The organism is Phyllobacterium sp. UNC302MFCol5.2 (assembly GCF_000686005.1).
Taxonomy (GTDB): domain Bacteria; phylum Pseudomonadota; class Alphaproteobacteria; order Rhizobiales; family Rhizobiaceae; genus Phyllobacterium; species Phyllobacterium pellucidum.
This window is the reverse complement of the sequence record NZ_JMLL01000011.1, coordinates 544,897-567,416: the sequence shown is the minus strand read 5'-3', so window position 1 is coordinate 567,416 and position 22,520 is coordinate 544,897. Positions and strand designations below refer to the sequence as shown.

At 60.3% G+C, this 22,520-nt stretch carries 20 protein-coding genes; 15 read left to right on the top strand and 5 right to left on the bottom strand.

Features of this window, described 5'->3' with window-relative positions; genetic code table 11:
* Positions 1-14: 14 nt before the first annotated feature.
* The 5 genes from recN (at position 15) to BR48_RS0114050 (ending at position 5,807) form a co-directional block, all read left to right on the top strand.
* Positions 15-1,694 carry a DNA repair protein RecN gene (gene recN / locus BR48_RS0114070; protein WP_027231888.1) on the top strand — a complete coding sequence of 560 codons (1,680 nt, stop codon included), beginning with the start codon at positions 15-17 and terminating at the stop codon, positions 1,692-1,694.
* Between the two features lie 112 nt (positions 1,695-1,806).
* Entirely contained in the window at positions 1,807-3,951 is a 2,145-nt protein-coding gene (gene ligA / locus BR48_RS0114065; protein ID WP_027231887.1) for an NAD-dependent DNA ligase LigA, read from the top strand.
* Positions 3,948-4,667, top strand: a complete 720-nt coding sequence (locus BR48_RS0114060; protein WP_027231886.1) for a TIGR02453 family protein — start codon at positions 3,948-3,950, stop codon at positions 4,665-4,667. The genes ligA and BR48_RS0114060 overlap by 4 nt, the downstream gene beginning before the upstream one ends.
* Positions 4,668-4,771: 104 nt before the next feature.
* A complete protein-coding gene (locus tag BR48_RS0114055; RefSeq protein ID WP_051614976.1) occupies positions 4,772-5,512 on the top strand; it encodes an AzlC family ABC transporter permease in 741 nt (246 codons plus the stop codon).
* Between the two features lies 1 nt (position 5,513).
* The gene (locus BR48_RS0114050; RefSeq protein WP_027231884.1) at positions 5,514-5,807 is read left to right on the top strand and encodes an AzlD domain-containing protein; all 294 of its coding nucleotides are present in this window, start codon (positions 5,514-5,516) and stop codon (positions 5,805-5,807) included.
* Positions 5,808-5,814: 7 nt separating this feature from the next.
* Here the strand turns inward: BR48_RS0114050 and BR48_RS0114045 are convergent, their stop codons facing one another.
* Positions 5,815-7,659, bottom strand: coding sequence for an aminopeptidase P family protein (locus BR48_RS0114045; RefSeq protein WP_027231883.1), 1,845 nt, complete (start codon positions 7,657-7,659; stop codon positions 5,815-5,817).
* A 249-nt stretch (positions 7,660-7,908) separates the two neighbouring features.
* Here BR48_RS0114045 and BR48_RS26230 point away from each other — a divergent pair, with 249 nt between their 5' ends.
* On the top strand, positions 7,909-8,049 hold the full coding sequence (locus tag BR48_RS26230; protein ID WP_155810883.1) for a hypothetical protein: 141 nt from the start codon (positions 7,909-7,911) through the stop codon (positions 8,047-8,049).
* 4 nt (positions 8,050-8,053) lie between these two features.
* Here the strand turns inward: BR48_RS26230 and BR48_RS0114035 are convergent, their stop codons facing one another.
* Together BR48_RS0114035 and BR48_RS0114030 are read right to left on the bottom strand one after the other, a co-directional pair.
* Positions 8,054-8,938 (bottom strand): 50S ribosomal protein L11 methyltransferase, encoded by an 885-nt coding sequence (locus BR48_RS0114035; RefSeq protein ID WP_027231882.1) that lies wholly within the window; start codon positions 8,936-8,938, stop codon positions 8,054-8,056.
* A 10-nt stretch (positions 8,939-8,948) separates the two neighbouring features.
* Positions 8,949-9,542 (bottom strand): SCO family protein, encoded by a 594-nt coding sequence (locus tag BR48_RS0114030; protein WP_036814441.1) that lies wholly within the window; start codon positions 9,540-9,542, stop codon positions 8,949-8,951.
* A gap of 274 nt (positions 9,543-9,816) precedes the next feature.
* On the opposite strand from BR48_RS0114030, the gene BR48_RS0114020 reads away from it, so the two are divergent.
* From BR48_RS0114020 to BR48_RS0114010, 3 genes are all read left to right on the top strand, one after another.
* Positions 9,817-10,464, top strand: a complete 648-nt coding sequence (locus BR48_RS0114020) for a DapH/DapD/GlmU-related protein (RefSeq protein WP_051614974.1) — start codon at positions 9,817-9,819, stop codon at positions 10,462-10,464.
* A gap of 68 nt (positions 10,465-10,532) precedes the next feature.
* On the top strand, positions 10,533-11,018 hold the full coding sequence (locus BR48_RS0114015; RefSeq protein ID WP_027231879.1) for a CreA family protein: 486 nt from the start codon (positions 10,533-10,535) through the stop codon (positions 11,016-11,018).
* A 106-nt stretch (positions 11,019-11,124) separates the two neighbouring features.
* On the top strand, positions 11,125-11,958 hold the full coding sequence (locus tag BR48_RS0114010; protein WP_036814438.1) for an N-acetylmuramoyl-L-alanine amidase: 834 nt from the start codon (positions 11,125-11,127) through the stop codon (positions 11,956-11,958).
* A 9-nt stretch (positions 11,959-11,967) separates the two neighbouring features.
* Here BR48_RS0114010 and BR48_RS0114005 read toward each other — a convergent pair whose 3' ends face one another.
* On the bottom strand, positions 11,968-14,409 hold the full coding sequence (locus tag BR48_RS0114005) for a UvrD-helicase domain-containing protein (RefSeq protein ID WP_027231877.1): 2,442 nt from the start codon (positions 14,407-14,409) through the stop codon (positions 11,968-11,970).
* A gap of 250 nt (positions 14,410-14,659) precedes the next feature.
* Between BR48_RS0114005 and BR48_RS0114000 the strand changes: the two genes are divergently transcribed.
* On the top strand, positions 14,660-16,999 hold the full coding sequence (locus tag BR48_RS0114000) for a glucose/quinate/shikimate family membrane-bound PQQ-dependent dehydrogenase (RefSeq protein ID WP_027231876.1): 2,340 nt from the start codon (positions 14,660-14,662) through the stop codon (positions 16,997-16,999).
* A 3-nt stretch (positions 17,000-17,002) separates the two neighbouring features.
* Here the strand turns inward: BR48_RS0114000 and BR48_RS0113995 are convergent, their stop codons facing one another.
* Complete coding sequence (locus tag BR48_RS0113995; protein ID WP_027231875.1) at positions 17,003-17,473, bottom strand: Lrp/AsnC family transcriptional regulator; 471 nt, start codon at positions 17,471-17,473, stop codon at positions 17,003-17,005.
* A gap of 147 nt (positions 17,474-17,620) precedes the next feature.
* Here BR48_RS0113995 and BR48_RS0113990 point away from each other — a divergent pair, with 147 nt between their 5' ends.
* The 5 genes from BR48_RS0113990 to BR48_RS0113970 all read left to right on the top strand — a co-directional run bounded on the left by BR48_RS0113990 (position 17,621) and on the right by BR48_RS0113970 (position 22,509).
* Positions 17,621-18,532, top strand: a complete 912-nt coding sequence (locus BR48_RS0113990) for a DMT family transporter (protein WP_027231874.1) — start codon at positions 17,621-17,623, stop codon at positions 18,530-18,532.
* A 44-nt stretch (positions 18,533-18,576) separates the two neighbouring features.
* Positions 18,577-19,464: a dienelactone hydrolase family protein gene (locus BR48_RS0113985; RefSeq protein WP_027231873.1), complete on the top strand. Its 888-nt coding sequence runs from the start codon at positions 18,577-18,579 to the stop codon at positions 19,462-19,464.
* Between the two features lie 84 nt (positions 19,465-19,548).
* A complete protein-coding gene (locus BR48_RS0113980) occupies positions 19,549-20,502 on the top strand; it encodes a hypothetical protein (RefSeq protein ID WP_027231872.1) in 954 nt (317 codons plus the stop codon).
* An 8-nt stretch (positions 20,503-20,510) separates the two neighbouring features.
* Positions 20,511-20,876 (top strand): DUF2185 domain-containing protein, encoded by a 366-nt coding sequence (locus BR48_RS0113975; RefSeq protein ID WP_027231871.1) that lies wholly within the window; start codon positions 20,511-20,513, stop codon positions 20,874-20,876.
* A gap of 223 nt (positions 20,877-21,099) precedes the next feature.
* Positions 21,100-22,509 carry an FAD-linked oxidase C-terminal domain-containing protein gene (locus BR48_RS0113970; RefSeq protein ID WP_027231870.1) on the top strand — a complete coding sequence of 470 codons (1,410 nt, stop codon included), beginning with the start codon at positions 21,100-21,102 and terminating at the stop codon, positions 22,507-22,509.
* Positions 22,510-22,520 lie beyond the last annotated feature (11 nt).

Here is a 22,520-nt window from a genome sequence, read left to right as displayed (position 1 = left end):
AACCTGAGCGATCCATGCTTTCGCATTTGTCGATCCGCGATATTGTTCTGATTGAACGGCTCGACATCGAGTTTCGCGATGGCCTGTCGGTGCTGACCGGCGAGACCGGTGCCGGCAAATCCATTCTTCTCGACGCGCTGTCGCTGGCTCTCGGAGCGCGCGGCGACGCCTCGCTCGTTCGCCATGGTGCCGACCAAGGCCAGGTAACGGCGGTATTCGATGTGACAGGCGGTCATCCGGCCCGTGCCTTGCTGCGCGACAACGATATCGATGACGACGGCGACATCATCCTGCGCCGTGTTCAGACCGCTGACGGCCGCAGCCGCGTGTTCATCAATGATCAGGCGGCAAGCGTGACCCTGCTGCGCGAGCTCGGGAAACGGCTTGTCGAAATTCACGGACAGCACGATGATCGGGCTCTTGTCGATATCGACATTCATCGCACGCTGCTCGACGCCTTCGGGGCGCTGGAAGTCAAGGCGGCGCAAGTTCGCGACCTGTACAAGGCATGGCGCGACGCGGAGCATTCGCTCGTACGCCACCGGGCCAAGGTGGAGGCCGCCGCGCGCGAGGCCGACTATTTGCGCGCCTCCGTCGAAGAACTCGCCAAGCTCGATCCTGAGCCGCAAGAAGAAGAGACACTGGCGATCAAGCGGACGGATATGATGCGATCCGAAAAGATTGCGGGCGACGTCAACGATGCCAATGAGGTGCTTTCAGGCAACGGGTCGCCAGTGCCGTCGCTGGCGAGCCTCGTGCGCCGGCTCGAACGCAAGGTTCCCGAAGCGCCGCAACTGCTGGAACCAGTCGTCAAGGCGATCGATGAAGCGCTCAATGCGCTCGCCGAAGCGCAAAATGGCGTCGAACATGCCATTCGTGCCATCGATTTTGACCCGCGCGTGCTCGAACAGACGGAGGAGCGACTTTTTGCTCTGCGTGCGGCTGCGCGTAAATATTCCGTCGCGGTCGACGATCTTGCCGCGCTGCGCGATAGGATGGATGCCGATCTCGCCGATATCGACGCAGGCGCCGAGCGGCTTGCCGCGCTGGAGCTTGAGGCAACGGCAGCGCGCGATGCCTATGATCGAGCAGCGACTGTGCTTTCTGCCGATCGCCGCGAAACCGCTGATCATCTCAAGCAGGCGGTGATGGCCGAACTGCCGGCGCTCAAGCTCGAGCGCGCCGAGTTCATCGTCGAAATCAAGACGGATCCGGCAAACCGCACCGCCGATGGCATCGACACGATCGAATATTGGGTGCGGACAAACCCTGGCACGCGTGCCGGGCCCATGATGAAGGTTGCGTCAGGGGGCGAACTTTCTCGCTTCCTGCTGGCGCTCAAGGTGGCGCTCGCCGATCGTGGTTCGGCCCCGACCCTCGTCTTCGACGAAATCGACACGGGCGTCGGCGGCGCAGTTGCCGATGCGATCGGCCAGCGGCTGCGTCGTCTTGCCGGTCAGGTGCAGGTGCTTTCGGTAACGCACGCGCCGCAGGTGGCTGCGAGGGCACAGACACACTTTCTCATTGCGAAATCGGCAGCCGGAAATGACCGGGTTGCGACATCCATCCGGGCGATGGAAACGAACGACCGGCAGGAGGAAATCGCCCGCATGCTTGCAGGCGCCAGCGTCACCGACGAGGCCCGCGCCGCGGCGGTCCGGCTTTTGCGCGAGAACGCCGCCGCCATTTCCTGAGTTATGGCAGGAGGTGGCGGCTGCGCCGCCAACGCGCAGATTGCACGATGCTTTTCGCAATATGTTAGGCTAATCTCCCGTCCGAATCCGTATATTCAGCGTCGGACAGGCCATGGCAGACACCCCCGTAGAAAAACTGACTGAGCCGGAAGCGGCCGAGGAACTTAGCCGTCTGGCGGCAGAGATCGCCCAGCACGACTATCGCTATAATACGGAGGACGCGCCGATTATCTCGGATGCCGAGTATGACGCCCTGCGCCGACGCAACCTTGCCATCGAGCAGCGCTTCCCGCATTTGAAGCGCGAAGACTCGCCCTCCAACAAGGTCGGCGCCAGCGTCTCGGAAAAGTTCGGCAAGGTTACGCATGCCATTCCGATGCTGTCCTTGGACAATGCCTTTTCCGACGGCGATGTTGCGGATTTCGTCGGCCGTATCCGCCGCTTCCTCAAGCTTGGCGCGGATGCCCCGGTAGCCATCACTGCCGAGCCGAAGATCGATGGCCTGTCGCTGTCCCTGCGCTACGAACTCGGGCGGCTCGTGACGGCGGCGACGCGCGGCGACGGAGCGACCGGCGAGAATGTCACGCTCAATGCCCGTACCGTTGCGAGCATTCCGAACGTCCTCAGCGGCAAGCCGCCAGAGGTGCTCGAGGTGCGCGGCGAGGTTTATATGAGCCATGCGGATTTTGCCGCACTCAATGAACGCCAGGCCAAGGAAGGCAAGCAAATCTTTGCCAACCCGCGCAATGCCGCGGCAGGATCGCTGCGCCAGCTTGATGCCACGATCACGGCGTCGCGCCCGCTGCAGTTCTTTGCCTACGCCTGGGGCGAAATCAGCGAGATGCCGGCGAAGACCCAAATGGGGATGGTTGGGGCCTTCAAGGACTATGGTTTCCGCGTCAACCCGCTGATGAAGCGCTTCGAGACGGTGGAGGGGCTGGTCAAGCACTACCACGAGATCGAGGAACAGCGCGCGCTTCTCGGCTACGACATCGACGGGGTGGTCTACAAGGTCGACGAGCTTGCCCTGCAGCAGCGTCTCGGCTTCGTTTCGCGCAGCCCGCGCTGGGCCATCGCCCACAAGTTCCCGGCGGAACGGGCGATGACCATACTGCGCGGCATCGATATTCAGGTCGGCCGCACGGGTGCGCTGACGCCGGTTGCGCGGCTGGAACCGGTCACGGTAGGCGGCGTTGTCGTCACCAACGTCACCCTGCACAATGAAGATTACATCAAGGGTATTGGTCAGAATGGGCAGCCGATCAGGGAAGGTCGCGACTTGCGCATCGGCGATACGGTCGTCGTGCAACGCGCCGGTGACGTCATTCCGCAGATCGTCGATATCGTGGCCGAAAAGCCGCGCGGATCGGCTCCTTACGTCTTTCCCGACACATGCCCGGCTTGCGGCTCCCATGCCGTGCGCGAGGAAGGCGAGGCGGTGCGTCGCTGCACCGGCGGGCTGATCTGCCCCGCCCAGGCCGTGGAGCGGATACGGCATTTCGTCTCGCGCAACGCGTTCGACATTGAGGGACTTGGCGAAAAGCAGGTCGAGTTTTTCTTCAAATCGGACGATCCCGCGCTTCATATCGGTACGCCAGCCGACATCTTCACGTTGAAGAAGCGGCAAGCCAAGTCGTTGGCAAAGCTGGAAAATATCGACGGCTTTGGCACCCTGTCGGTCAAAAAGCTCTATGACGCCATCGACGACAGGCGGGAAGTGTCATTGAGCCGCTTCATCTACGGCCTTGGCATACGCCATGTCGGCGAAGTCAATGCGAAGCGGCTGGCGAAAGCCTTTCGCTCGTACGCTCGGCTGGCCGAAACAGCCATGGCGGCCGAGATGCCGAAGGACAGATCCGACAAGGGCAACGATGCCTGGCGCGAACTCAACGACGTTGAAGGTATCGGCAGCATCGTCGCCGAGGCGCTCGTCGATTTTTACGCGGAGGAACATAATCGCGAGGCGCTTGCGGCGCTTCTTGCCGAAGTGACACCGCTCGACGAGGAAGTAAAGACAGTCAACGACTCGCCCGTGGCGGGCAAGACGATCGTCTTCACAGGGTCGCTCGAGCGCATGTCGCGCGACGAGGCGAAGGCGATGGCCGAGCGCTACGGCGCTAAGACCGCGGGGTCCGTCTCCAAGAAAACCGATCTTGTCGTTGCCGGGCCAGGCGCCGGCTCGAAGCTCGCGCAGGCGCAAACGCTCGGCATCGAGGTCATTGACGAGGATTCGTGGTTCACGTTGGTGGGAGCATGAGCGAGCCGCTGTTCAAGGGCTTTGGCGACAAGGCATTGGCTTTCCTCAAAGCGCTGGATTTCCATCAGAATCGGGAGTGGTTTCTCGAAAACAAGGAGCTTTTCGAGGCCCATCTCTACGAACCGCTCGGCGATCTCGTCGAAGACCTGATCGCCCGCTTCGAAAAGGCCGGCCTCCCGTTTAAAGGTGATCGCAAGAAGTCGCAGTTTCGGATAAAGCGCGACACGCGCTTCGCCAAGGACAAGAGCCCCTATAACCGGCATCTTTCGGCATTGCTTTCTCCAGATGGCAGCAAATGGACCGAAACCGGGTGCTTTTACGTTTGCGTCGGGCTTGAAGATTATCGCGGCTGCTATGCGGCGGTGGCCTGGTGGCAGCCAAAGGGCGAGCTCCTCACCGCCATGCGCAAATCGATCGTCACGAAGCCGGAGAAGTACCGTGCGATGGTCGAGGCCCTGCGCAGGAACGGCCTTGAATTGCGCGACAGCGACCGGTTGAAGCGAACGCCGCGCGGCTTTGACGACGTGACGGATGCGGATTTGATCGAAGCGCTGCGCAACCGGAGTTTCGTCGTGCGCCATGCGATCGACCCTGGGGCGATTACCGCGCCGGAGCTTGCCGATGATCTGTTTGATTTCGCCTTGCGATCCAGACCGCTGATCGACTGGGGTCGATCCATCGAGGGCACGCTCGTGACTGAAGTTGCTACATTGTAAACTTATCAGCAGGGGCACCGGACAGGGTTCACTGCAGCAACATTGATCTTATCGATCAACAAATCTCGCGTGACACACTCGCGCGTATAGCCTAGAGCACGGCGATGGACGAACAAATATATCAGCGGACGGCCACCGGCGAGACGAGTTCCCGCACGCAGTTTTGGGAAGGCTTTGTAAATGGCCTGCCGATCATGGTCGCGTCGGCGCCGTTCGGGCTGCTGTTCGGCGCACTTGCCATCGACAACGGTTTTACTGTCGGCGAAGCGGTGTTCATGAGCGCGTCGATTTTCGGCGGCGCCAGCCAGATGGTCGGCATCGAACTCTTTGGCCATAATGTCCCTGCCTGGCTGATTGTATTTTCGATCTTTGCGGTCAATTTCCGGCACGTGCTCTATTCGGCAGCCGTCGGACGGCGTATCGGCCATTTCAAGCCGCTGCAGGGCCTGTTGAGCTATTTCCTGCTCACCGATCCGCAATATGCGGAAACCGAGAAGCGGGCTGAATCCGCCAAGCCTGTAACCTTTATCTGGTACCTCGGGGTTGCGACGCCGATCTATGTCATGTGGGTGCTGGAGGCCTGGATCGGCGGCCTCTTCGGCAATCTCATTTCAGATCCGCATGCGCTTGGCATCGACATGCTGCTGCCGATCTATTTTCTCGGTCTCGTCATGGGGTTCCGCAAGCGCGATAATTGGGGGCCTATCGTCATTGCCAGTGGCGTCGTGTCGATCATCGCCTACAAGACCATCGGCTCGCCTTGGCATGTGAGCATTGGCGCACTTGCCGGCATCCTCGTCGCCGTCATCGTCGCCAAACCTGAAAAAGCGCAAGGGAAGGACTGAGATGTCGTCGATCTTCTGGATTACGGTTGCCGGCGCGATCCTGACATTCCTGACCCGTATCGGCGGGCACCTCGTACTCTCGCGCTTTGAGCGCATTCACCCGCGCGTCGAGGTTGCCCTCAATGCCGTTCCCGCGGCGGTATTGACGACGCTTGTCGCGCCTGCCATCGCCACCGCCGATTGGCGCGGGCTGGTTGCGCTCGTCTTTGCCGGGCTGGTTTCGCTGCGCTTCAATGCTCTGACGATGTTTCTTGCCGGCGCAGCAATGATCATCCTGCTGCGCCAGTTTTCCTGAGCCGATCTCAGCCCTTCGGTTCGTGACCGAAGGGTTCCGTCGCCGCGATCAGCCAGTCGCGTTCCTCGCCGCTCGCATGCGGCAGCAGGGTTTCGCGCACGCGGGCGTGATAATCGTCAAGCCAGACGAGTTCATCGCGCACGAGAAGATCGGTGTCGATGAGGCGCTTGTCGATCGGGCACAGGGTGATCGTCTCGAAACCCATCATCGGCAAGTCGCCGCCCTCCGGCACCGAAGGCTCGGTGACGATCAGCAGGTTCTCGGTACGGATACCGTAGCCGCCGGGCTTGTAATAGCCGGGCTCGTTCGAAAGGATCATGCCCGGAAGCAGCTCATGGACACCGCGCTTCGAGATGCTCTGCGGCCCCTCATGAACGGAGAGGAACGAGCCGACGCCGTGGCCGGTGCCATGGCCATAGTCGTAACCCTGCTTCCACAAGGCAATACGGGCGAGAACGTCGATATCCATGCCGCGTGTCCCCTTCGGAAAGCGCGCCGTGGAAATGGCGATCATGCCCTTGAGCACAAGGGTGAACTTGCGCTTCATATCCTCGGTCGGCGTGCCGACCGGCAAGGTGCGAGTGATATCGGTGGTGCCGTCGCGGTATTGGCCGCCGCTATCGATCAGATAAAGTTCGCCGTCCTGGAGCACTCGGTTCGACTGGGTGCTGACGCGGTAGTGGGCGAAAGCGCCGTTCGGACCGGCGCCGGAAATACTGTCGAAGGAGAGGTTTTCGAGCGGCATCTGGAAACCTTCGGCCACCTTGCGCCGCGTTTCTTCAAGCTTGGTCGCCGCCTTGATCTCGTCGATCGTGCCGGGTGCCTGCGTGTCGATCCACGACAGGAATGACACCATGGCGACGCCATCGCGCTCATGTGACTTGCGGGCGCCCTGAAGTTCCACAGCATTCTTCAACGCTCGTGGCAGGCGTGCGGGATCAAGTCCATCGGTCACCTTGCCGCCTGCCTGCTCGATGATCAGGCGCAGTTTTTCTGCTGCAAGCGCCGGGTCGAGCATCACCGTCTTGCCTCCAGCGGCAAAGGCAGCAACGTCGCCTTCGAGGGTCGACGGCGCGCGCAGCGTCGAAAGCTGGGTGAGGTATGCTTCGGTCTCGATCGGCAGCTTGCGCTTGTCGATGAAGAGAAGCGGCTCCCCGCTTGCCGGGATGAGGGCAAAGGCGAGGGGGAGCGGCGTATTGCTGACATCGTTGCCGCGAATGTTGAAAGCCCAGGCGATCGATGACGGATCGGTGAGGATAGTCGCATCGGCCTTGGCCTTGGCGACCGTCTCGGCCATCTCGTGTAGTTTCTCGCTGGCAAGCTTGCCCGCATATTTTTCGGGCTGGATCGTGACCTGTTCAAGCGGCGCCGAAGGCTGGTCGTCCCAGATCAAATCAACGAGATTATCCTTCACCGCAACGAGCGAGCCGCCATTTTTCTCGAGCGCCTCGCGCAGCGCCTTGGTTTCGCTTATCGTATGAAGCCAGGGGTCGAAGCCGATCGTGAATTTCCGTTCGGCGTTGCGCAACCATACCGGCGGCGGCGTATCGACCAGGCTTTCCACGGTGAAAACGTTCGGATCGGTCTGTTCGGCCGCCTGCAATGTGTAGCGGCCATCGACAAAGAGATAGGCCTTGTCCTTCATGATCAAGGCGACGCCGGCCGATCCGGTGAAGCCGGTCAGCCATGCGAGCCGGCGCGCGCGGGCGGGCACGTATTCGCCCTGATGCTCGTCGGCGCGCGGTACCAGAAATCCGTCGAGACCAAGGGATTCGAGTTCGGCGCGCAGTTTTGCAACGCGGGGGCCGCCGGTTGCTGGATTGCTGACGACCTCAAACGACTGGAACATGATTAATCTGACCTCTTTTGTTGGAGGCCGAACCTATCGCCACGACCGCGCTCACGCAATGGAAGAGGCGATGCGCAGAGCGAATTTTGCCGGGGGAATCAGCAGTCGCACAGGTAGATTGCAGAATTATTGCGGGGCGCATGTGTGAGGTGCATCACTGCCATGCGTGAACCGCGCTGGCGGGAGGCGGGCAAAATCAGCTAGATTCGAAGCGGGAGGATCGGTCTGCCACCATAATCACGGAGATGAGACATGGCCCAGAAGATCCGCGGATTTTTCAAGACAGCCCTTGAAAACCTGGTTTCCTGTCGCACGGCCCAAATGAGCCGCTTTGCCGTGCGCGCCATCGACGCGCCGCGCGAAAGATACCAGCACAGGATCTATTCCGTTTGACGCTTCAGTAGGTTGCCCGGGACTTGAGGTGCAGCGTGACCCAGCCTTCGCGGTGCAGCGTCTTCTGGTGGAATAGCCCCTGGATACGATAGGCGGCCAAAACCTTTTCGCGCTGTGACTCCAGTATTCCGGAAAGGATCAGCGAGCCGCCATAGGCAAGGTGCCTGCGCATTTCGGGCGCTAACTGCATCAGCGGTCGCGCCAGGATATTGGCAACGATCAGATCGAATGGCGCCGCAAGACGCATTGCCGGATGGTGGAACCCGGTCGCCGTTTCGGTTTTGACGCGAGCGGCGACACCGTTCTTGACGACATTTTCGCGGGCGACCGCCACCGCAACAGGATCGATATCGGTCGCGAGCACCGGGATCGGTGCGAGCTTGGCGATGCCGATGGCAAGGACTGCACTGCCTGTGCCGAGATCAAGCGCGTTTTGCGGATGATCCCTGCGGATCACTTCGCCGATCATGTCGAGACAGCCGGACGTCGTGCCGTGGTGGCCGGTACCGAAAGCTTGGCCGGCGTCGATCTCGATAGCGAGATCGTTGATCCGCCGCTTGGCTCGATCATGCGAGCCATGGACGAAGAAGCGTCCGGCGCGCACAGGTTTCAGTCCTTCGAGCGAATGCGCCACCCAATCGATATCCGGCACCTGTTCGCGATGGAGCTCAAGGCCGAACATATCGCTGCCGAGTGCGTCGCGCATGCGCGCCTCTATCTCGTCGGGCTCGAACGTGTAGACCGATACTTCGAAGATTTCGCGATCTTCATCGATTTCCGAGGAAGATATTGGCAGGCCGTCCTCTTCGAATGCGCGCTCCAGCATGGCGAAGACGCGGCCGGCCTCGATCTTGCCGGCGGTGAGGAAAAGACGGGTCTGCGTGGTCATCAGGGAACTTTCAGCTCTTGGCGAGGCGTTGCAATTTCTCGACAGCCGTATCAGGATTTTCGCCATAGGCAATGGTGCCGAAGAAGCCGCCCTTGCTGTCGAGCAGATAGATCGACGCAGTGTGGTCCATGGTATAGCCGTCACCACCCTCCACGGGAACCTTGCGGGCGTAGACGCTGTAGCCCTTGAGCATGGCAGCAAGCTTATCGGGCTCGCCGGTGACGCCGACGATGCGATCGGAAACATTGCCGACATAGGCTTTCAGCGTTGCCGCGTCATCCCGTTCCGGATCGACCGTCACGAAATAGGCGTTGACGCCGTCCGCCTCGGGTCCGAGTTTTTTCAGCCAGCCGTCAAGTTCGAACAAGGTCGTCGGGCATATTTCCGGGCAGTGGGTGAAGCCGAAGAAGATTGCCGAGGGCTTTTGCCGGAAAGCTGCTTCGGTGATCGGCTCGCCATTCATCGTCGTCAGTCGAAACGCTGAACCGAACGCGCCTTGCGCCCCGCCTGCGCTCTTGCGCGACGCCTCAAAAGTGACCCATCCGGCCGCGGCCACAACAAGCAAGGTCGCCGCGATAAGAAGAGGCAGCAGGCGTCTATTCATGGATGAAGGCTCCGGGACGGCGTGGCGGCTACATGCACCAGGCAAGACCCGCATTAATGAGAGACAGAAAGATCGAATCGCTATTGTTGAACCATGCTGCAAAGGTCAGTCCCGTTGCGACTGACGCGCCAAGCGCGAGCGCTGCGTAGAGCATCAATCTGGGCGTGCTGACCGACGGCGATGTTTTCATGACGCGAATATAGGATTTGCCCGCGGTTTATGCAAAAGAAATGCCGTGGGCACGATGCCCGCCAACCAGTTTCGAGAAGATGCCATGGCTGAGACCAACGATCCCCGTTTCATGAACGAGCAGCCGCGTATCCATCCGACCGCGCAGCTCAAGGGCGTCAAGCTCGGCAAATATGCGGAAGTCGGTGAGAGAGTGATCCTGCGCGACGTGACGGTCGGCGATTTCTCCTATCTGGAACGGCACAGCGAGGGTATCTACGCCGACATCGGGCGCTTCTGTTCGATCGCCGCCAATGTTCGCATCAACGCGCTCGAACATCCCATGGAGCGGCTGACGATGCACAAGGTCAGCTATCGCCCGAATGAATATTTCCGCTTCCAGGGCATCGATAACGGATTTCGCGCCCGCAGACAGGCGAAGCGGGTCCGCATCGGCCACGATGTCTGGATTGGCCACGGCGCGGTGATCATGCCCGCTGTCGAGATCGGGCACGGCGCCGTCATCGGCGCCAATGCCGTGGTCACGCGCAGTGTCGAGCCCTATATGATCGTAGCCGGCAGCCCGGCAAGGATGATACGGCCGCGTTTCCCGCAGGCTATCGCGACACGCCTCCTCGAACTTGCGTGGTGGGACTGGCCGCTCGACAGCATCTTCGAGGCAATTCCCGACATCCAGTCGCTTTCCATCGAAGACTTCCTGGCAAAGTGGGAAGGGCATCGCCCCGGCTCATAATGGCTTGCAATCGCCGCCTTAAATCGCCAACTGTCTCTGGCGAACGTTTTGAACCTCCGGAGATTTGAATGAAGAAGACATTGATTGCACTCATGCTTTTCGGCGCCGCGGCATTCCAGCCGGCAACAGCCGAGGAGGTCGGCAAGGTGGGCGTCGACTGGTTCGGCAATGATATCGTCATCGATGCGGTCCATGATCCGAAAGTGGAGGGCGTGACCTGCCACCTTGCTTCTTTCTCCCGCGGGGTTATCGATCGGCTGCAAAAGGGCAACTGGTTCGAAGACCCGTCCAATGCCTCGATTTCGTGCCAGCAGACGGGCCCGGTGACCATTGGCGATATCGAACTTGGCGAAGGCGGGGAACGCGTATTCTCCGAGCGCACCAGCCTTATCTGGAAGAAGCTCGTCATCACCCGCATCTACGACAAACCCAACAATTCGCTGATCTATCTGGCGCACGCGACCCAGGTTCAGGACGGCTCGGCCAAGACCTCGATCTCGACCATCCCGCTTTTTGCCGGCAATGTGACCTGGACCAAGGGCAAGCCCGAATAGAGGGTGGACGGCGTGCGATGGCGGATTATAATAGCCCATTCGTCTAATGGGAATTTATTCTTATAACGTCTAGAGTAGGACCAGTTCTGCATCGAGGAAACTGGTCATGAAATTCACGATTAAAAATCATAAGCTTGCTTCGATCGGTTCCCAGATTCCGTTCGTTGCTTCTCCCAATGTCGGCGGCGCGCTGGCCCCGAAATTCATCGTTATTCACTATACTGCAAGTGGGCCGGACGCCGATATCGCCCGATATTTTTCACAAAAGTCCGCCAACGTCGCGGCTCACCTCGTCGTACCGCGCGATGGCTCCATCTGTCAGTGCGTGCCCTTCGACAAGGTCGCATGGCACGCGGGTCAAAGCCGCTGGACCGGCAAGGGCGGCCGGCAATATTCCGGTCTTAACAATTCTGCGATCGGCATCGAGATCGAGAACTGGGGACCGTTGAAGAAGAGCGGCGCCGGCTGGGTATCGTGGACGGGTGCGCGTGTCGAAAGTCAAAAGGTTATCGAAGCAAGGCACAAGTTCGGCGCGCCCGATTGCGGGTGGGAGGTTTTCACGACGGTGCAGCTCGAGACCGTGATTGCGGCGGTCCAGGCGATCTGCGCCGAATATGCCATCGAGGATATTCTCGGCCACGACGATATCGCGCCCGGCCGCAAGTCCGATCCCGGCCCGGCCTGGGACATGGCGACGTTCAAGGCCAAGGTGAAAGGCGAGGCCGAAGATGGCGATGCGGTCATGATCGTGCATTGCCCGAGCGGGCTCAACATCCGCTCCGGTGCCGGGGCGTCGTTCCCTCTGGTTCATAATATGCTGCCGGATGGTACGAAGGTCTTGGTGCACGAAGCCAGCGGCAAATGGCGCTACGTTTCAGTGCTCGAGGCTTCAGGAAAGGCCGACTTTTCGGGCTGGGTTCACGGCGATTGGCTGGTTTAATCCAGCCAATCAAATCGCCTGAACGAAACTGTCGAGCACGCGCTTCTGGCCGGCCTTGTCGAAATCGATCGTCAGCTTGTTGCCTTCGATCGAGGAGACGTTGCCGTTGCCGAATTTGATATGGAAGACGCGGTCGCCGACGTCGAAGTTGGAGGGCGTTTCGCTGACGGATTTTGCCACGAGTTCCCCATCTATGGTGCGGCCCTTGACCGAGCCGCGTCCGGCGCCGAAGCCGGAATCCGTCTCGCCATAGCCGATCCGCTCCACCTTCGCGCCTGAGCGTGAGCCCCAATTATTGCGCGTGGCATCAGAGCGATGCTGCTGCGCGCGCTGCCAGCCGGGGGTCGAATAGCTGTTCTCGAACGGGTCCGCGCGGTCGAAACGCGACTGGCCATAACCTCCGCGTCCGCCATAGCCTCCATAGGAATCGCCACCCGCGACAACGTCCACATGCGCTTCCGGCAGTTCTTCGAGGAAGCGCGAGGGGATAGTCGATTGCCACAGACCATGGATGCGCCGGTTGGAGACGAACCAGATGTGAAGGTTCTTCTTGGCGCGGGTCAGCCCGACATAGGCGAGGCGGCGCTCCTCTTCGAGGCCGGACCTTCCGCCTTCGTCAAGCGCCCGCTGGTTCGGAAAGAGACCTTCCTCCCAACCGGGGAGAAATACCGTCTCGAACTCCAGTCCCTTGGCTGAATGCAGCGTCATGATGTTGACGGAGTCAAGGTTCTCGTTCCGCTCGGCATCCATGACCAGCGCGACATGTTCGAGGAACGAGCGCAGCGACTCGTATTCCTCCATCGAGCGAATCAGTTCCTTGAGGTTTTCCAACCGGCCAGGCGCTTCGGCCGACCGATCCACTTGCCACATCGCGGTATAACCGGATTCGTCGAGGATTTGCTCGGCGAGTTCCGTATGCGGCGTATTGTCGATGAGCGCCTGCCAGCGCTTGAAGTTCTCGATGACTTCGCGCAACGCTGAACGCGGCTTTGGCTTCAGCTCTTCGGTTTCGACAAGGTCGACGGCGGCATCGAACATGCTGATGTCGCGGGCGCGGGCATAATCATGCAATTGGCGGATCGCTGCCTCGCCAAGCCCGCGCTTCGGCGTATTGACGATGCGCTCCATGGCAAGATCGTCGGAAGTCTGCGCCACGACACGCAGATAGGCGAGGGCATCGCGTATCTCGAGGCGTTCGTAAAAACGCGGTCCGCCTACAACCCGGTAGTTCAGTCCGAGCGTGACGAAGCGGTCTTCGAATTCGCGCATCTGGTGGGAGGCGCGCACGAGGATCGCCATGTCGTTGAGATTGTGCCCGCGACGCTGCGCCTGCTCGATTTCTTCGCCGACAGCACGGGCTTCCTCTTCGGAATCCCAGGCGGCGTGGACATTCACCTTGGCATCGTCTGGGTTTGCCGCATCGGTGAAGAGCGTTTTGCCGAGCCGGCCTTCATTGTGCGAGATGAGGTAGGAGGCAGCACCGAGAATATGTGCGGTCGAGCGATAGTTGCGCTCGAGGCGGATGACCTTGGCGCCGGGGAAATCCTTCTCGAAGCGCAGGATATTGTCCACCTCCGCGCCGCGCCACCCATAGATGGACTGGTCGTCGTCGCCGACGCAGCAGACATTCTTCGACCCCTGCGAAATCAGGCGCAGCCACATATATTGGGCGGTGTTGGTGTCCTGATACTCGTCGACCAGAATGTAGCGGAACTTTGCGTGATATTCCTTCAGGACATCCGGATTGGCGCGGAACATGCGGATCGGATGACATAAAAGATCGCCGAAATCGCAGGCATTGAGCGTCTTCAAGCGGTTTTGATAGGCCGTATAGAGTTCGCGCCCCTTGCCGTTGGCAAATGACCGCGCATCGCCCTCCGGTATCTCAGCCGGACCGAGGCCCTTGTTTTTCCAGCTGTCGATCATCAGCGCGAATTGCTTGGCGGGCCAGCGCTTGTCGTCAATTCCCTCGGCCTGGATGATCTGCTTGATGAGGCGGATCACATCGTCTGTATCGAGAATGGTGAAATCGGATTTGAGCCCGACAAGTTCGGCGTGCCGGCGCAGGAGCTTGACACCGATCGAGTGAAACGTGCCAAGCCAGGGCATGCCTTCGACGGCGCCGCCGACAAGGACCCCGATGCGCTCTTTCATCTCGCGCGCGGCCTTGTTTGTGAAGGTCACGGCGAGTATCTGGCTCGGATAGGCTTTGCCGAGCGAGAGGATATGCGCGATGCGGGAGGTCAGAACCCGGGTCTTGCCCGTGCCGGCACCGGCGAGGACGAGGACAGGTCCCTCCGTCGTCTCCACGGCGAGGCGTTGCTCGGGATTGAGGCCATTGAGGTAAGGCGGTGCGCCGCGCGCCTGCATGGCGCGCGCAGCTATGCCCGATGGACGCCGCGGCGCCTCAGGTTCATCGAAGAATGGAATATCGTCAGGCAATCCGGCCATTTGAACCCAATGTAATGATTCGGGATCGAAAAACCAGATAAAAGCGATACAAAAAGAGAACGGGCGCGCGCTGAGAGGGCTTGAGCGGTGTATATCTCCGGTTGCATTGTTCCTTAGTCGATATTGCTTCAAGCAATTTAAAGGCTTACCCATTTTGACCAGAGCCGACTCTGGCAGCCGCCGGCGCATTCGCAGCCGCATGCCAAGGCCACCGAACCGAACCTGATTGAGCCTGGAAAGGACCCCCACCATGGCAATCACTCTGACGGCGCTCATCTTCTTCATCTTTGCAGCGGTGCTTGGCGTCGGCGGGATCTGGCTCATTATTCTCGGCGGCAGCTGGTACTATCTCATCGCTGGCATCCTCTTCCTTGCCACGTCGATCCAGCTTTTTCGCAAGCGCAGTTCCGCCCTCATCATCTACGCCGTTCTGGTCATAGGCACATTGGCCTGGGCGATCTGGGAGATCGGGTTCGACTGGTGGCAGCTCGCGCCGCGCGGCGGCGTGATCATGCTTTTCGCGCTCTGGTTGCTGACCCCATGGATCCGGCGTGAGCTCAACGAGGAGGAGGGGAGGTCGCCCTCTGATTTTCTGCCGGCACTGCCATTGGGCATTGCGGCAATCGTCGGGCTCGGCGTTGCTGGCTACGCGATGACAGGCGATCCGCTTGAGATCGTGGGCGAACTCAGCAAGGAAGTCATCGTTGCCACGCCTGACCTTGGCGGCAATGTGCCGGACAATGAATGGCACCAATATGGCCGCACGCCCTACGGCCAGCGCTATTCGCCGCTGAAGCAAATCACGACCGAGAATGTCGGCAACCTGCAGCTCGCCTGGCAATATCAGACCGGCGATGTGAAGCTGCCGCAGGACGTTGGGGAAACCACCTATCAGGTCACGCCGCTCAAGGTCCACGATACGCTCTACCTGTGCACGCCGCACAATTGGGCGATCGCTATCGATGCGGCGACGGGCAAGGAGAAATGGAAGTTCGATCCGAATGTCGGTCTCAACCCGGATCGCCAGCATCAGACGTGTCGCGGCGTCTCCTATTATGCCGATCCGAATGTGACGGCGGGGCAACCCTGCGCCGAGCGCGTGTATCTGCCGACATCTGACGCCCGTCTGATTGCCCTCGATGCGGCCAATGGCCAAATCTGCCCATCCTTCGGCGACAAAGGCACAGTCCATCTTGAAAAGGGCATGCCTTACAATCCCGCCGGCTATTACTACTCGACATCGCCGCCGGTCATAGCGGCTGGCAAGATCATTGTCGGCGGCGCCGTCAATGACAATTACTCGGTCCACGAACAATCCGGGGTCATCCGCGCCTTCGACATCAATACCGGCGCCCTGATCTGGAACTGGGATTCCGGCAATCCGGACGTAACGACGCCGTTGCCCGAAGGACAGACTTATACGCATAACTCACCGAACAGCTGGTCGGTATCCAGCGTCGATGAGAAGCTTGGCCTCCTCTTCGTGCCGCTCGGCAACCAGACGCCCGACCAGCTGGGAGCCGGGCGAAGCGAGAATGTCGAGAAATTCTCCTCGTCCATTGTTGCCCTCGATCTGAACTCCGGGCAGTTGCGCTGGGTGCGCCAGACCGTGCATCACGACCTCTGGGACATGGACATTCCGGCCCAGCCGGTGCTTGTCGACATCAATACGGCCACAGGTTCCGTGCCGGCCCTGGTCGGCCCCACCAAGCAGGGCGACATCTATGTTCTTAACCGGCGCACGGGCGAACCGATCATACCGGTCAACGAGGTGCCGGCGCCAACGGGCGCCATAGAAGGCGATTTCACGTCACCGACGCAGCCGGTTTCGGACCTTACCTTTATGCCGCAGCGTCTGACAGGCAAGGACATGTGGGGCGTGTCGATGTTCGACCAGCTTGCCTGCCGCGTCGAGTTTCTTCGCCTGCGCCATGACGGGCGCTATACGCCGCCCTCGCTGCAAGGCTCGCTGATCTATCCCGGCAATTTCGGTGTGTTCAACTGGGGCAGTGTCGCGGTTGATCCGGCGCGCCAGGTGATGTTCGGCATGCCGACCTATCTCGCCTTCACCTCGCGGCTGGTGCCGCGTGCCGAAGTGCCGCCGCCCGGCGCGGGCACGAAAGGCAGCGAGCAGGGCCTCAACCGCAATGAAGGCGCCCCCTATGCGGTCTATATGGGGCCGTTCGTCTCGCCGCTTGGCTTGCCTTGCCAAGCGCCGCCGTGGGGCTATGTCGCCGGCGCGGATCTGCGCACCGGCAAGATCGCCTATAAGCGCCGCAACGGCACTGTGCGCGATTCTTCGCCGCTGCCCTTGCCCTTCAAGGTCGGGGTGCCGGGCATCGGCGGGCCGATGATCACGGCAGGCGGCGTCGCCTTCCTCGGCGCGGCCGTCGATGATTACCTCAGGGCCTACGATCTCACGAGCGGCAAGCAATTGTGGGAGACGCGGTTGCCAGCCGGCGGCCAGTCGACGCCGATGACCTATGCGCTCGCCGACGGAAAGCAATATGTCGTCATCGTCGCCGGCGGTCACGGTTCGGTCGGAACCAAGCCCGGCGATTACGTCATGGCCTATACATTGCCGAAGTAAGCATCATCGCTGCGGCAATTTCAGCGGCGCGCCGGTCTTTACCGTCCGAATGGCGAAGTTGGAGCGTATATCGGCGACGCCGGGCAGAAGGAGCAACTTGTCGGTGAGGAATCGTTCATAGGCGCTGAGGTCTTCGACCACCACTTCGGCCAGAAAATCTGCCGTGCCTGAAATGAGGAAAGCGGCCGTGACCTCGGGCATCGCCAGGAGCGCGGCCTGCTGCGCTTCCGAGTTTTCGCGGCTGTGGTGCCCGACCTTTATTTCCACGAAAACCGTCAAGCCGAGGCCTACGGCCTTGCGGTCGATGTCGGCGCGGTAGCCGCGGATCACGCCGGATTTCTCGAGGTTGCGGATACGCCGCAGGCAGGGGGACGGGGAGAGGTTCACCTTCTCGGCGATCTCCACGTTGGTTGCACGCGCATCCTCCTGCAACGCTTCAAGAATGCCGATATCGAAATTATCCATATTTGGCATAAATGACCTTTTACAGGGTTCGAGCTTCCCGAAAGTTGCTGAAAGCATAAGTAGAGCGGCATCAACTTGCAAGGACATGCTTCGACCGTTTGCCCTATTGTTCTGTCAACCGAACGATGTTTCGGACGAAAACGAAAGGACATTCCGATGGTTGCTCTTGCCCCCGAAATGAAGAAGTCCAATTCACTGGGAGCCGGTTACGCCGGCGCATTGATTACCATCCTTATCTGGGCGACGTGGATCATCGCCACCCGGCACAGCAGCGCAACACACCTTGGCACCATCGATCTCGGCTTGATCCGCTATGGTGTTCCGGCGCTGGTCCTTGCGCCGGTCTGGCTCAGAACCGGGCTCATTCCGCGCGGCGTGCCAGTCAAGCTTGTCGCCATCATGGTCTGCGGGGCAGGGGCACTCTTCTTCCAGATCACCACCTTTGCCATCCATTCCACGCCTGCTTCGGCGGTGGGCGTATTGCTCGGCGGATCGATGCCGCTTGCTGCCGCACTGATCGGCGTGGTCGTCTTCGGCGAGCGGCCGGATTTCACCCGCTGGCTCGGCCTTGCCGCAATCGTGGCCGGTCTTGCGATACTTCTCACCATCGCGCTCGGCAGCCACGCGATCGGGTGGATCAGCTTTACCTTTCTGCCGCTGGGAGCTCTCCTGTGGGCCGGCTATACGCATGCGTTCAAGCGCTCCGGCCTCACGGCGCTTGAAGGCGGCGCGTTGATTGCGGTCTGGTCTTTCATCATCCACATTGGCCTCGCGCTTGTCTTCGGTACGGCCATCACCAGCGTTCCCCTGGCGGAGATCGCGTTGCAGTTTCTCAGCCAGGGCATCCTGTCGGGCCTCGCCGCCATGCTCGCCTATGGGATCGCTGTGCGTGTGCTGGGCGGCAGCCAGGCAGCGGCCTTCAGCGCCCTCACGCCGGTTCTTGCCGCGCTTGGCGGTGCCATCTTCCTTGACGAACCGGTCGGCGTCTGGGAGATTGCGGCAGCATTGATAACCGGGCTTGGCGTTGCCCTCTCAACCGGCATCCTTTCACACCGCTGCAAGCGCTGATGTGAAAGGTCGGCGCCTCGCCCCCCAACAAGGGTGAGGCTGTCATGAACGATCCTAACGCTACTCCGAAAATCACGCAGGCCATGGTCGATGCCTATGACGAGTATACGCACCTGACGCTTGACCGGCGCTCTTTCATGGACAAATTGACCAAGCTTGCCGGCTCGGGTGCTGCTGCCGCCATGATCGCCCCGCTGCTGGCGGCAAATTCCGCGAGAGCGGCCATCGTCGCTGCCGACGACAAGCGCCTGCTCACGAAGGATGTCGTGTTTCCCGGATCCAAAGGCGAGATCAAGGGCTATAGGGCAAGCCCTGCCGATGCGTCCGGCAAGCTTCCCGGCGTCGTCGTCATCCATGAAAATCGTGGCTTGAACGATCATATCCGCGATGTCGCGCGGCGCGTGGCGCTCGAAGGCTTTGTGGCGCTCGCGCCTGACCTGTTGTCCGTTTCGGGAGGAACGCCGCCGGATGAGGACAAGGCCCGTGACATGATCGGCGCGCTCGATGCCAGCATGGCGATTGCCGAAGGTGTCGCGACCATCGAATATCTGAAGAATGACAAAGCTACCAACGGCAAGGTCGGGGTCGTCGGCTTCTGCTGGGGCGGCGGGCTTGTCAATGACCTTGCCGTCAATGCGCCCGATCTTGGCGCAGGTGTCGCCTATTACGGGCGCCAGCCCAAGGCTGAAGACGTGCCGAAGATCAAGGCGCCGCTCCTCCTGCAATATGCTGGGCTCGATACACGCATCAATGCGGGCATCGACGCCTACAAGAAGGCGCTCGAGGCGAACGGCAAGACCTTCGAAATCTTTGTCTATGATGGCGCCAACCACGCTTTCAACAATGATACCTCGGAGGCGCGTTACGACAAGAAGGCCGCCGAGCTTGCCTGGGGCAGGACAATCGGCTTCTTCAAGAAGAACCTGAGCTAGCGCGAAACAGCGAACGAGGCCAACAGCTTGCGGGAAGCGTCGCGGAGCACTACTTCTGGATGACGTTCACGCAAGGAACCGCCAATGCGCCTGGTCACAATTGCCCTAAGCTTTCTGATGTTGCTGCTCGCCGGCATTGGGGCAAGCCGCGCTGATGATGTCGTATTTCCGGGCGGATCGAGCATAGGGCTTGTCCCGCCGCCTGGCCTGGTGCTTTCCACCAATTTCAGCGGTTTCGAAGACGCAGCCAAGGGCACCTCCGTCGTCGTCACCGAAATGCCCGCCGACGCCTATGCGGCACTGGCGGCGAAATTCAATCCCGAGGGCCTACGCGAGACGGGCATCGAAACTGTGGGCCAGCCTGAAAACTGGCCGGTTCAGGGCGCGGTCGTCTCCAAGCTCATGCGCGGCAGCCAGATGGCGGCAGGCATAAAATATCGCAAATGGATCGTGCTCGTCGGCGCACAATCGACGACGGCCATGGTCACGGTGCAAATTCCCGATGGCGTCGAAGGCGGCCTGTCCGATGCCGATGTCGATCAGGCGCTGCGCAGCATCGTCGTGCGTGCGCCGCCAAGCCTCGAAGAACAGATCGCATCGCTCCCCTTCAAGCTGACCGACATGGCAGGCTTTCGTCCTGTGCGCGTCATTGCCGGCGCGACGTTTCTTTTGACCGAAGGCGCAAACGACGTTGCGACGAACTCCACACAGCCGATGGTAATCATCGCCTCAAATCTCAATACGGCGCCCGAGCCGTCCACGCGCATGGACTTTGCCAGGCAAGCGTTCGCCTCGCTGACCGGCATCAAGGATGTCAGTTCCGACAATGAATCGAGTTCCGAAGCCGACGGCGCCGAATGGGTCGAAATCGACGGCAGCGCCAAGGATGCGGCGAGCGGCGATCCTCTCTACGTCGCTCAAATCGCCCGTTTCGAGGCCAGCCGATATGTCCGCGCCATCCTGATCGTTCGTGACAGTGAGAAGGCCAAATATGCCGATCGCTTCCGTAAACTAGCCAAATCCATGACGATCAATTAAAATTAGTCATGGAAAAGAGCTATCGACTCAGTGAAGACCAGATACGGCCATTGATTCGCAACTATGGTGGCTGCATCGCTACGGACACGATAACGATCGATGGTTTTCCGGTGCGTTTCATGTACCGCGAAGACCCCGACAACGAGTTCGACAGTGGCTGGCGCTTCCTTTCCGGCTTTGAGAGCGACGACTACATGGAAGATCCGGAAAACAGCGGCATCTTTGACGTCAATACGATCGCCAATTACGATCCGAGCATTATCCCTTTGCTGGACGCTCCCGTTGGCAGCGTCTTCGAGAAGACCGGTCAGCAGGAACGCTTCGTCGCGGTGACCGATTGGCATCCGGACGACGATGACGACGAGGAAGACTGACACGCGGCGTTGCGACGCGCTGGGCCGGCAACTTTCACACTGAGTTACAACTGGACAAGTCACGTGCATTCCCCGAAAATGCGGTGATAATCGATGAATCCTCGATTGTTGTGCCCAGCCCTCGCTTGTGCGCGGGTGGTGGTCAAAAAGAGTGTGCGAACGCGCATGCATGAGCTTGTGGCCGTTTCGGCCGTAAACGATGCGCGGAAGGGTGGAGACTGAAATGGCACTGGCAGACGCAGAGGCATTGCTGCGCAACGAGAACGGAATTGCAACTGTCGTATCGATTCTCAAGAAGCGCTTCGGCGATAATGCCCAAACCGGCAAATCCATTCGCGAACAGCATGCCCACACCACGAGCTACGTTCCGAACCAGGCTCCCGATCTCGTCGTTTTCGCCGAATCCGTCGAGGACGTGCAGGAGGTCGTGCGCCTTTGCGGAGAGTGGCAGGTACCGGTCATCGCGTTTGGAACAGGCACTTCCCTCGAAGGCCATGTGAACGCGCCGGCCGGCGGCATATCGATCGATCTGTCGCGCATGAACCGCATTCTGAAAGTCTATAGCGAAGACCTGAATGTCGTTGTCGAACCTGGGGTTACGCGCAAGGAGCTTAACGAATATCTGCGCGATACCGGGCTGTTCTTCCCGATCGATCCCGGCGCCAATGCGAGCCTCGGCGGAATGGCGGCGACGCGCGCCTCGGGAACGAATGCAGTGCGCTACGGCACAATGCGCGAGAACGTTCTGGCTGTGAAAGCCGTGATGCCCGACGGTCGTCTCATCACCACGTCGAAACGGGTGAAGAAGACATCCGCGGGCTATGACCTGACGCGGCTCCTCATAGGTTCCGAAGGCACGCTCGGCATCATTGTCGAACTCACGCTCAAGCTCTACGGCATTCCGCAGGCGATTTCTGGCGGCATCTGTGCGTTCCCCGATCTCGAGAGCGCCTGCAACACGGTGATCGAAACCATCCAGATGGGCATTCCCGTGGCGCGCATCGAACTCGTCAACCAGCTCGAAATGCAGGCAATGATTGCCTATTCAAAGCTCGACTACGAACCGGCACCTTACCTCTTCCTCGAGTTCCACGGCAGTGAAACCGGGGTCGCGGAACAGGCGGAGCTCTTCGGCGAAATCGCTGCGGCCAATGGCGGCGGCGCATTCAAATGGACCGCCAATGTTGAGGAGCGGGAGAAACTCTGGTCGGCGCGGCACAACTCGTACTTTGCCTGCATGACGCTCGCTCCGGGCAAGCAGTCGCTGTCGACGGATGTCTGCGTGCCGATCTCGCGATTGGCGGAATGCATTGTAGAGACGGAAACCGACATCGAGAGCAGCGGCCTCATCGCGCCGATCGTCGGCCATGCGGGAGACGGCAACTTCCATGTGCTCGTGCTGTTCGATGAAAAGAACCCCGAGGAGATACAAAAGGTCGAAGCCTTCGTCGAGCGCCTCAATTTGCGGGCCATCGCAATGGATGGTACGTGCACCGGCGAGCACGGCATAGGGCAGGGCAAGATCAAGTTCCTGAGAGCCGAGCTTGGCGGTGCGGTCGATGTCATGGAAACGATTAAGCGCGCCATCGATCCGGGCAATATCATGAATCCCGGCAAGATCTTACGGCTTTGAGCTTGCAAGTT

What these genes read in the sequence shown, in the direction of transcription:
- ligA (WP_027231887.1), top strand. Translation starts at nt 1,807, where the DNA reads ATGGCAGACACCCCCGTAGAAAAACTGACTGAGCCGGAAGCGGCCGAG.
- BR48_RS0114060 (WP_027231886.1), top strand. Translation starts at nt 3,948, where the DNA reads ATGAGCGAGCCGCTGTTCAAGGGCTTTGGCGACAAGGCATTGGCTTTC.
- BR48_RS0114030 (WP_036814441.1), bottom strand. Translation starts at nt 9,542, where the DNA reads ATGAATAGACGCCTGCTGCCTCTTCTTATCGCGGCGACCTTGCTTGTT.
- BR48_RS0113970 (WP_027231870.1), top strand. Translation starts at nt 21,100, where the DNA reads ATGGCACTGGCAGACGCAGAGGCATTGCTGCGCAACGAGAACGGAATT.
- BR48_RS0114055 (WP_051614976.1), top strand. Translation starts at nt 4,772, where the DNA reads ATGGACGAACAAATATATCAGCGGACGGCCACCGGCGAGACGAGTTCC.
- BR48_RS0114000 (WP_027231876.1), top strand. Translation starts at nt 14,660, where the DNA reads ATGGCAATCACTCTGACGGCGCTCATCTTCTTCATCTTTGCAGCGGTG.
- BR48_RS0114005 (WP_027231877.1), bottom strand. Translation starts at nt 14,409, where the DNA reads ATGGCCGGATTGCCTGACGATATTCCATTCTTCGATGAACCTGAGGCG.
- BR48_RS0114020 (WP_051614974.1), top strand. Translation starts at nt 9,817, where the DNA reads ATGGCTGAGACCAACGATCCCCGTTTCATGAACGAGCAGCCGCGTATC.
- BR48_RS0114010 (WP_036814438.1), top strand. Translation starts at nt 11,125, where the DNA reads ATGAAATTCACGATTAAAAATCATAAGCTTGCTTCGATCGGTTCCCAG.
- BR48_RS0114015 (WP_027231879.1), top strand. Translation starts at nt 10,533, where the DNA reads ATGAAGAAGACATTGATTGCACTCATGCTTTTCGGCGCCGCGGCATTC.
- BR48_RS0114035 (WP_027231882.1), bottom strand. Translation starts at nt 8,938, where the DNA reads ATGACCACGCAGACCCGTCTTTTCCTCACCGCCGGCAAGATCGAGGCC.
- BR48_RS0113985 (WP_027231873.1), top strand. Translation starts at nt 18,577, where the DNA reads ATGAACGATCCTAACGCTACTCCGAAAATCACGCAGGCCATGGTCGAT.
- recN (WP_027231888.1), top strand. Translation starts at nt 15, where the DNA reads ATGCTTTCGCATTTGTCGATCCGCGATATTGTTCTGATTGAACGGCTC.
- BR48_RS0113980 (WP_027231872.1), top strand. Translation starts at nt 19,549, where the DNA reads ATGCGCCTGGTCACAATTGCCCTAAGCTTTCTGATGTTGCTGCTCGCC.
- BR48_RS26230 (WP_155810883.1), top strand. Translation starts at nt 7,909, where the DNA reads ATGGCCCAGAAGATCCGCGGATTTTTCAAGACAGCCCTTGAAAACCTG.
- BR48_RS0113975 (WP_027231871.1), top strand. Translation starts at nt 20,511, where the DNA reads ATGGAAAAGAGCTATCGACTCAGTGAAGACCAGATACGGCCATTGATT.
- BR48_RS0114050 (WP_027231884.1), top strand. Translation starts at nt 5,514, where the DNA reads ATGTCGTCGATCTTCTGGATTACGGTTGCCGGCGCGATCCTGACATTC.
- BR48_RS0113990 (WP_027231874.1), top strand. Translation starts at nt 17,621, where the DNA reads ATGGTTGCTCTTGCCCCCGAAATGAAGAAGTCCAATTCACTGGGAGCC.
- BR48_RS0113995 (WP_027231875.1), bottom strand. Translation starts at nt 17,473, where the DNA reads ATGCCAAATATGGATAATTTCGATATCGGCATTCTTGAAGCGTTGCAG.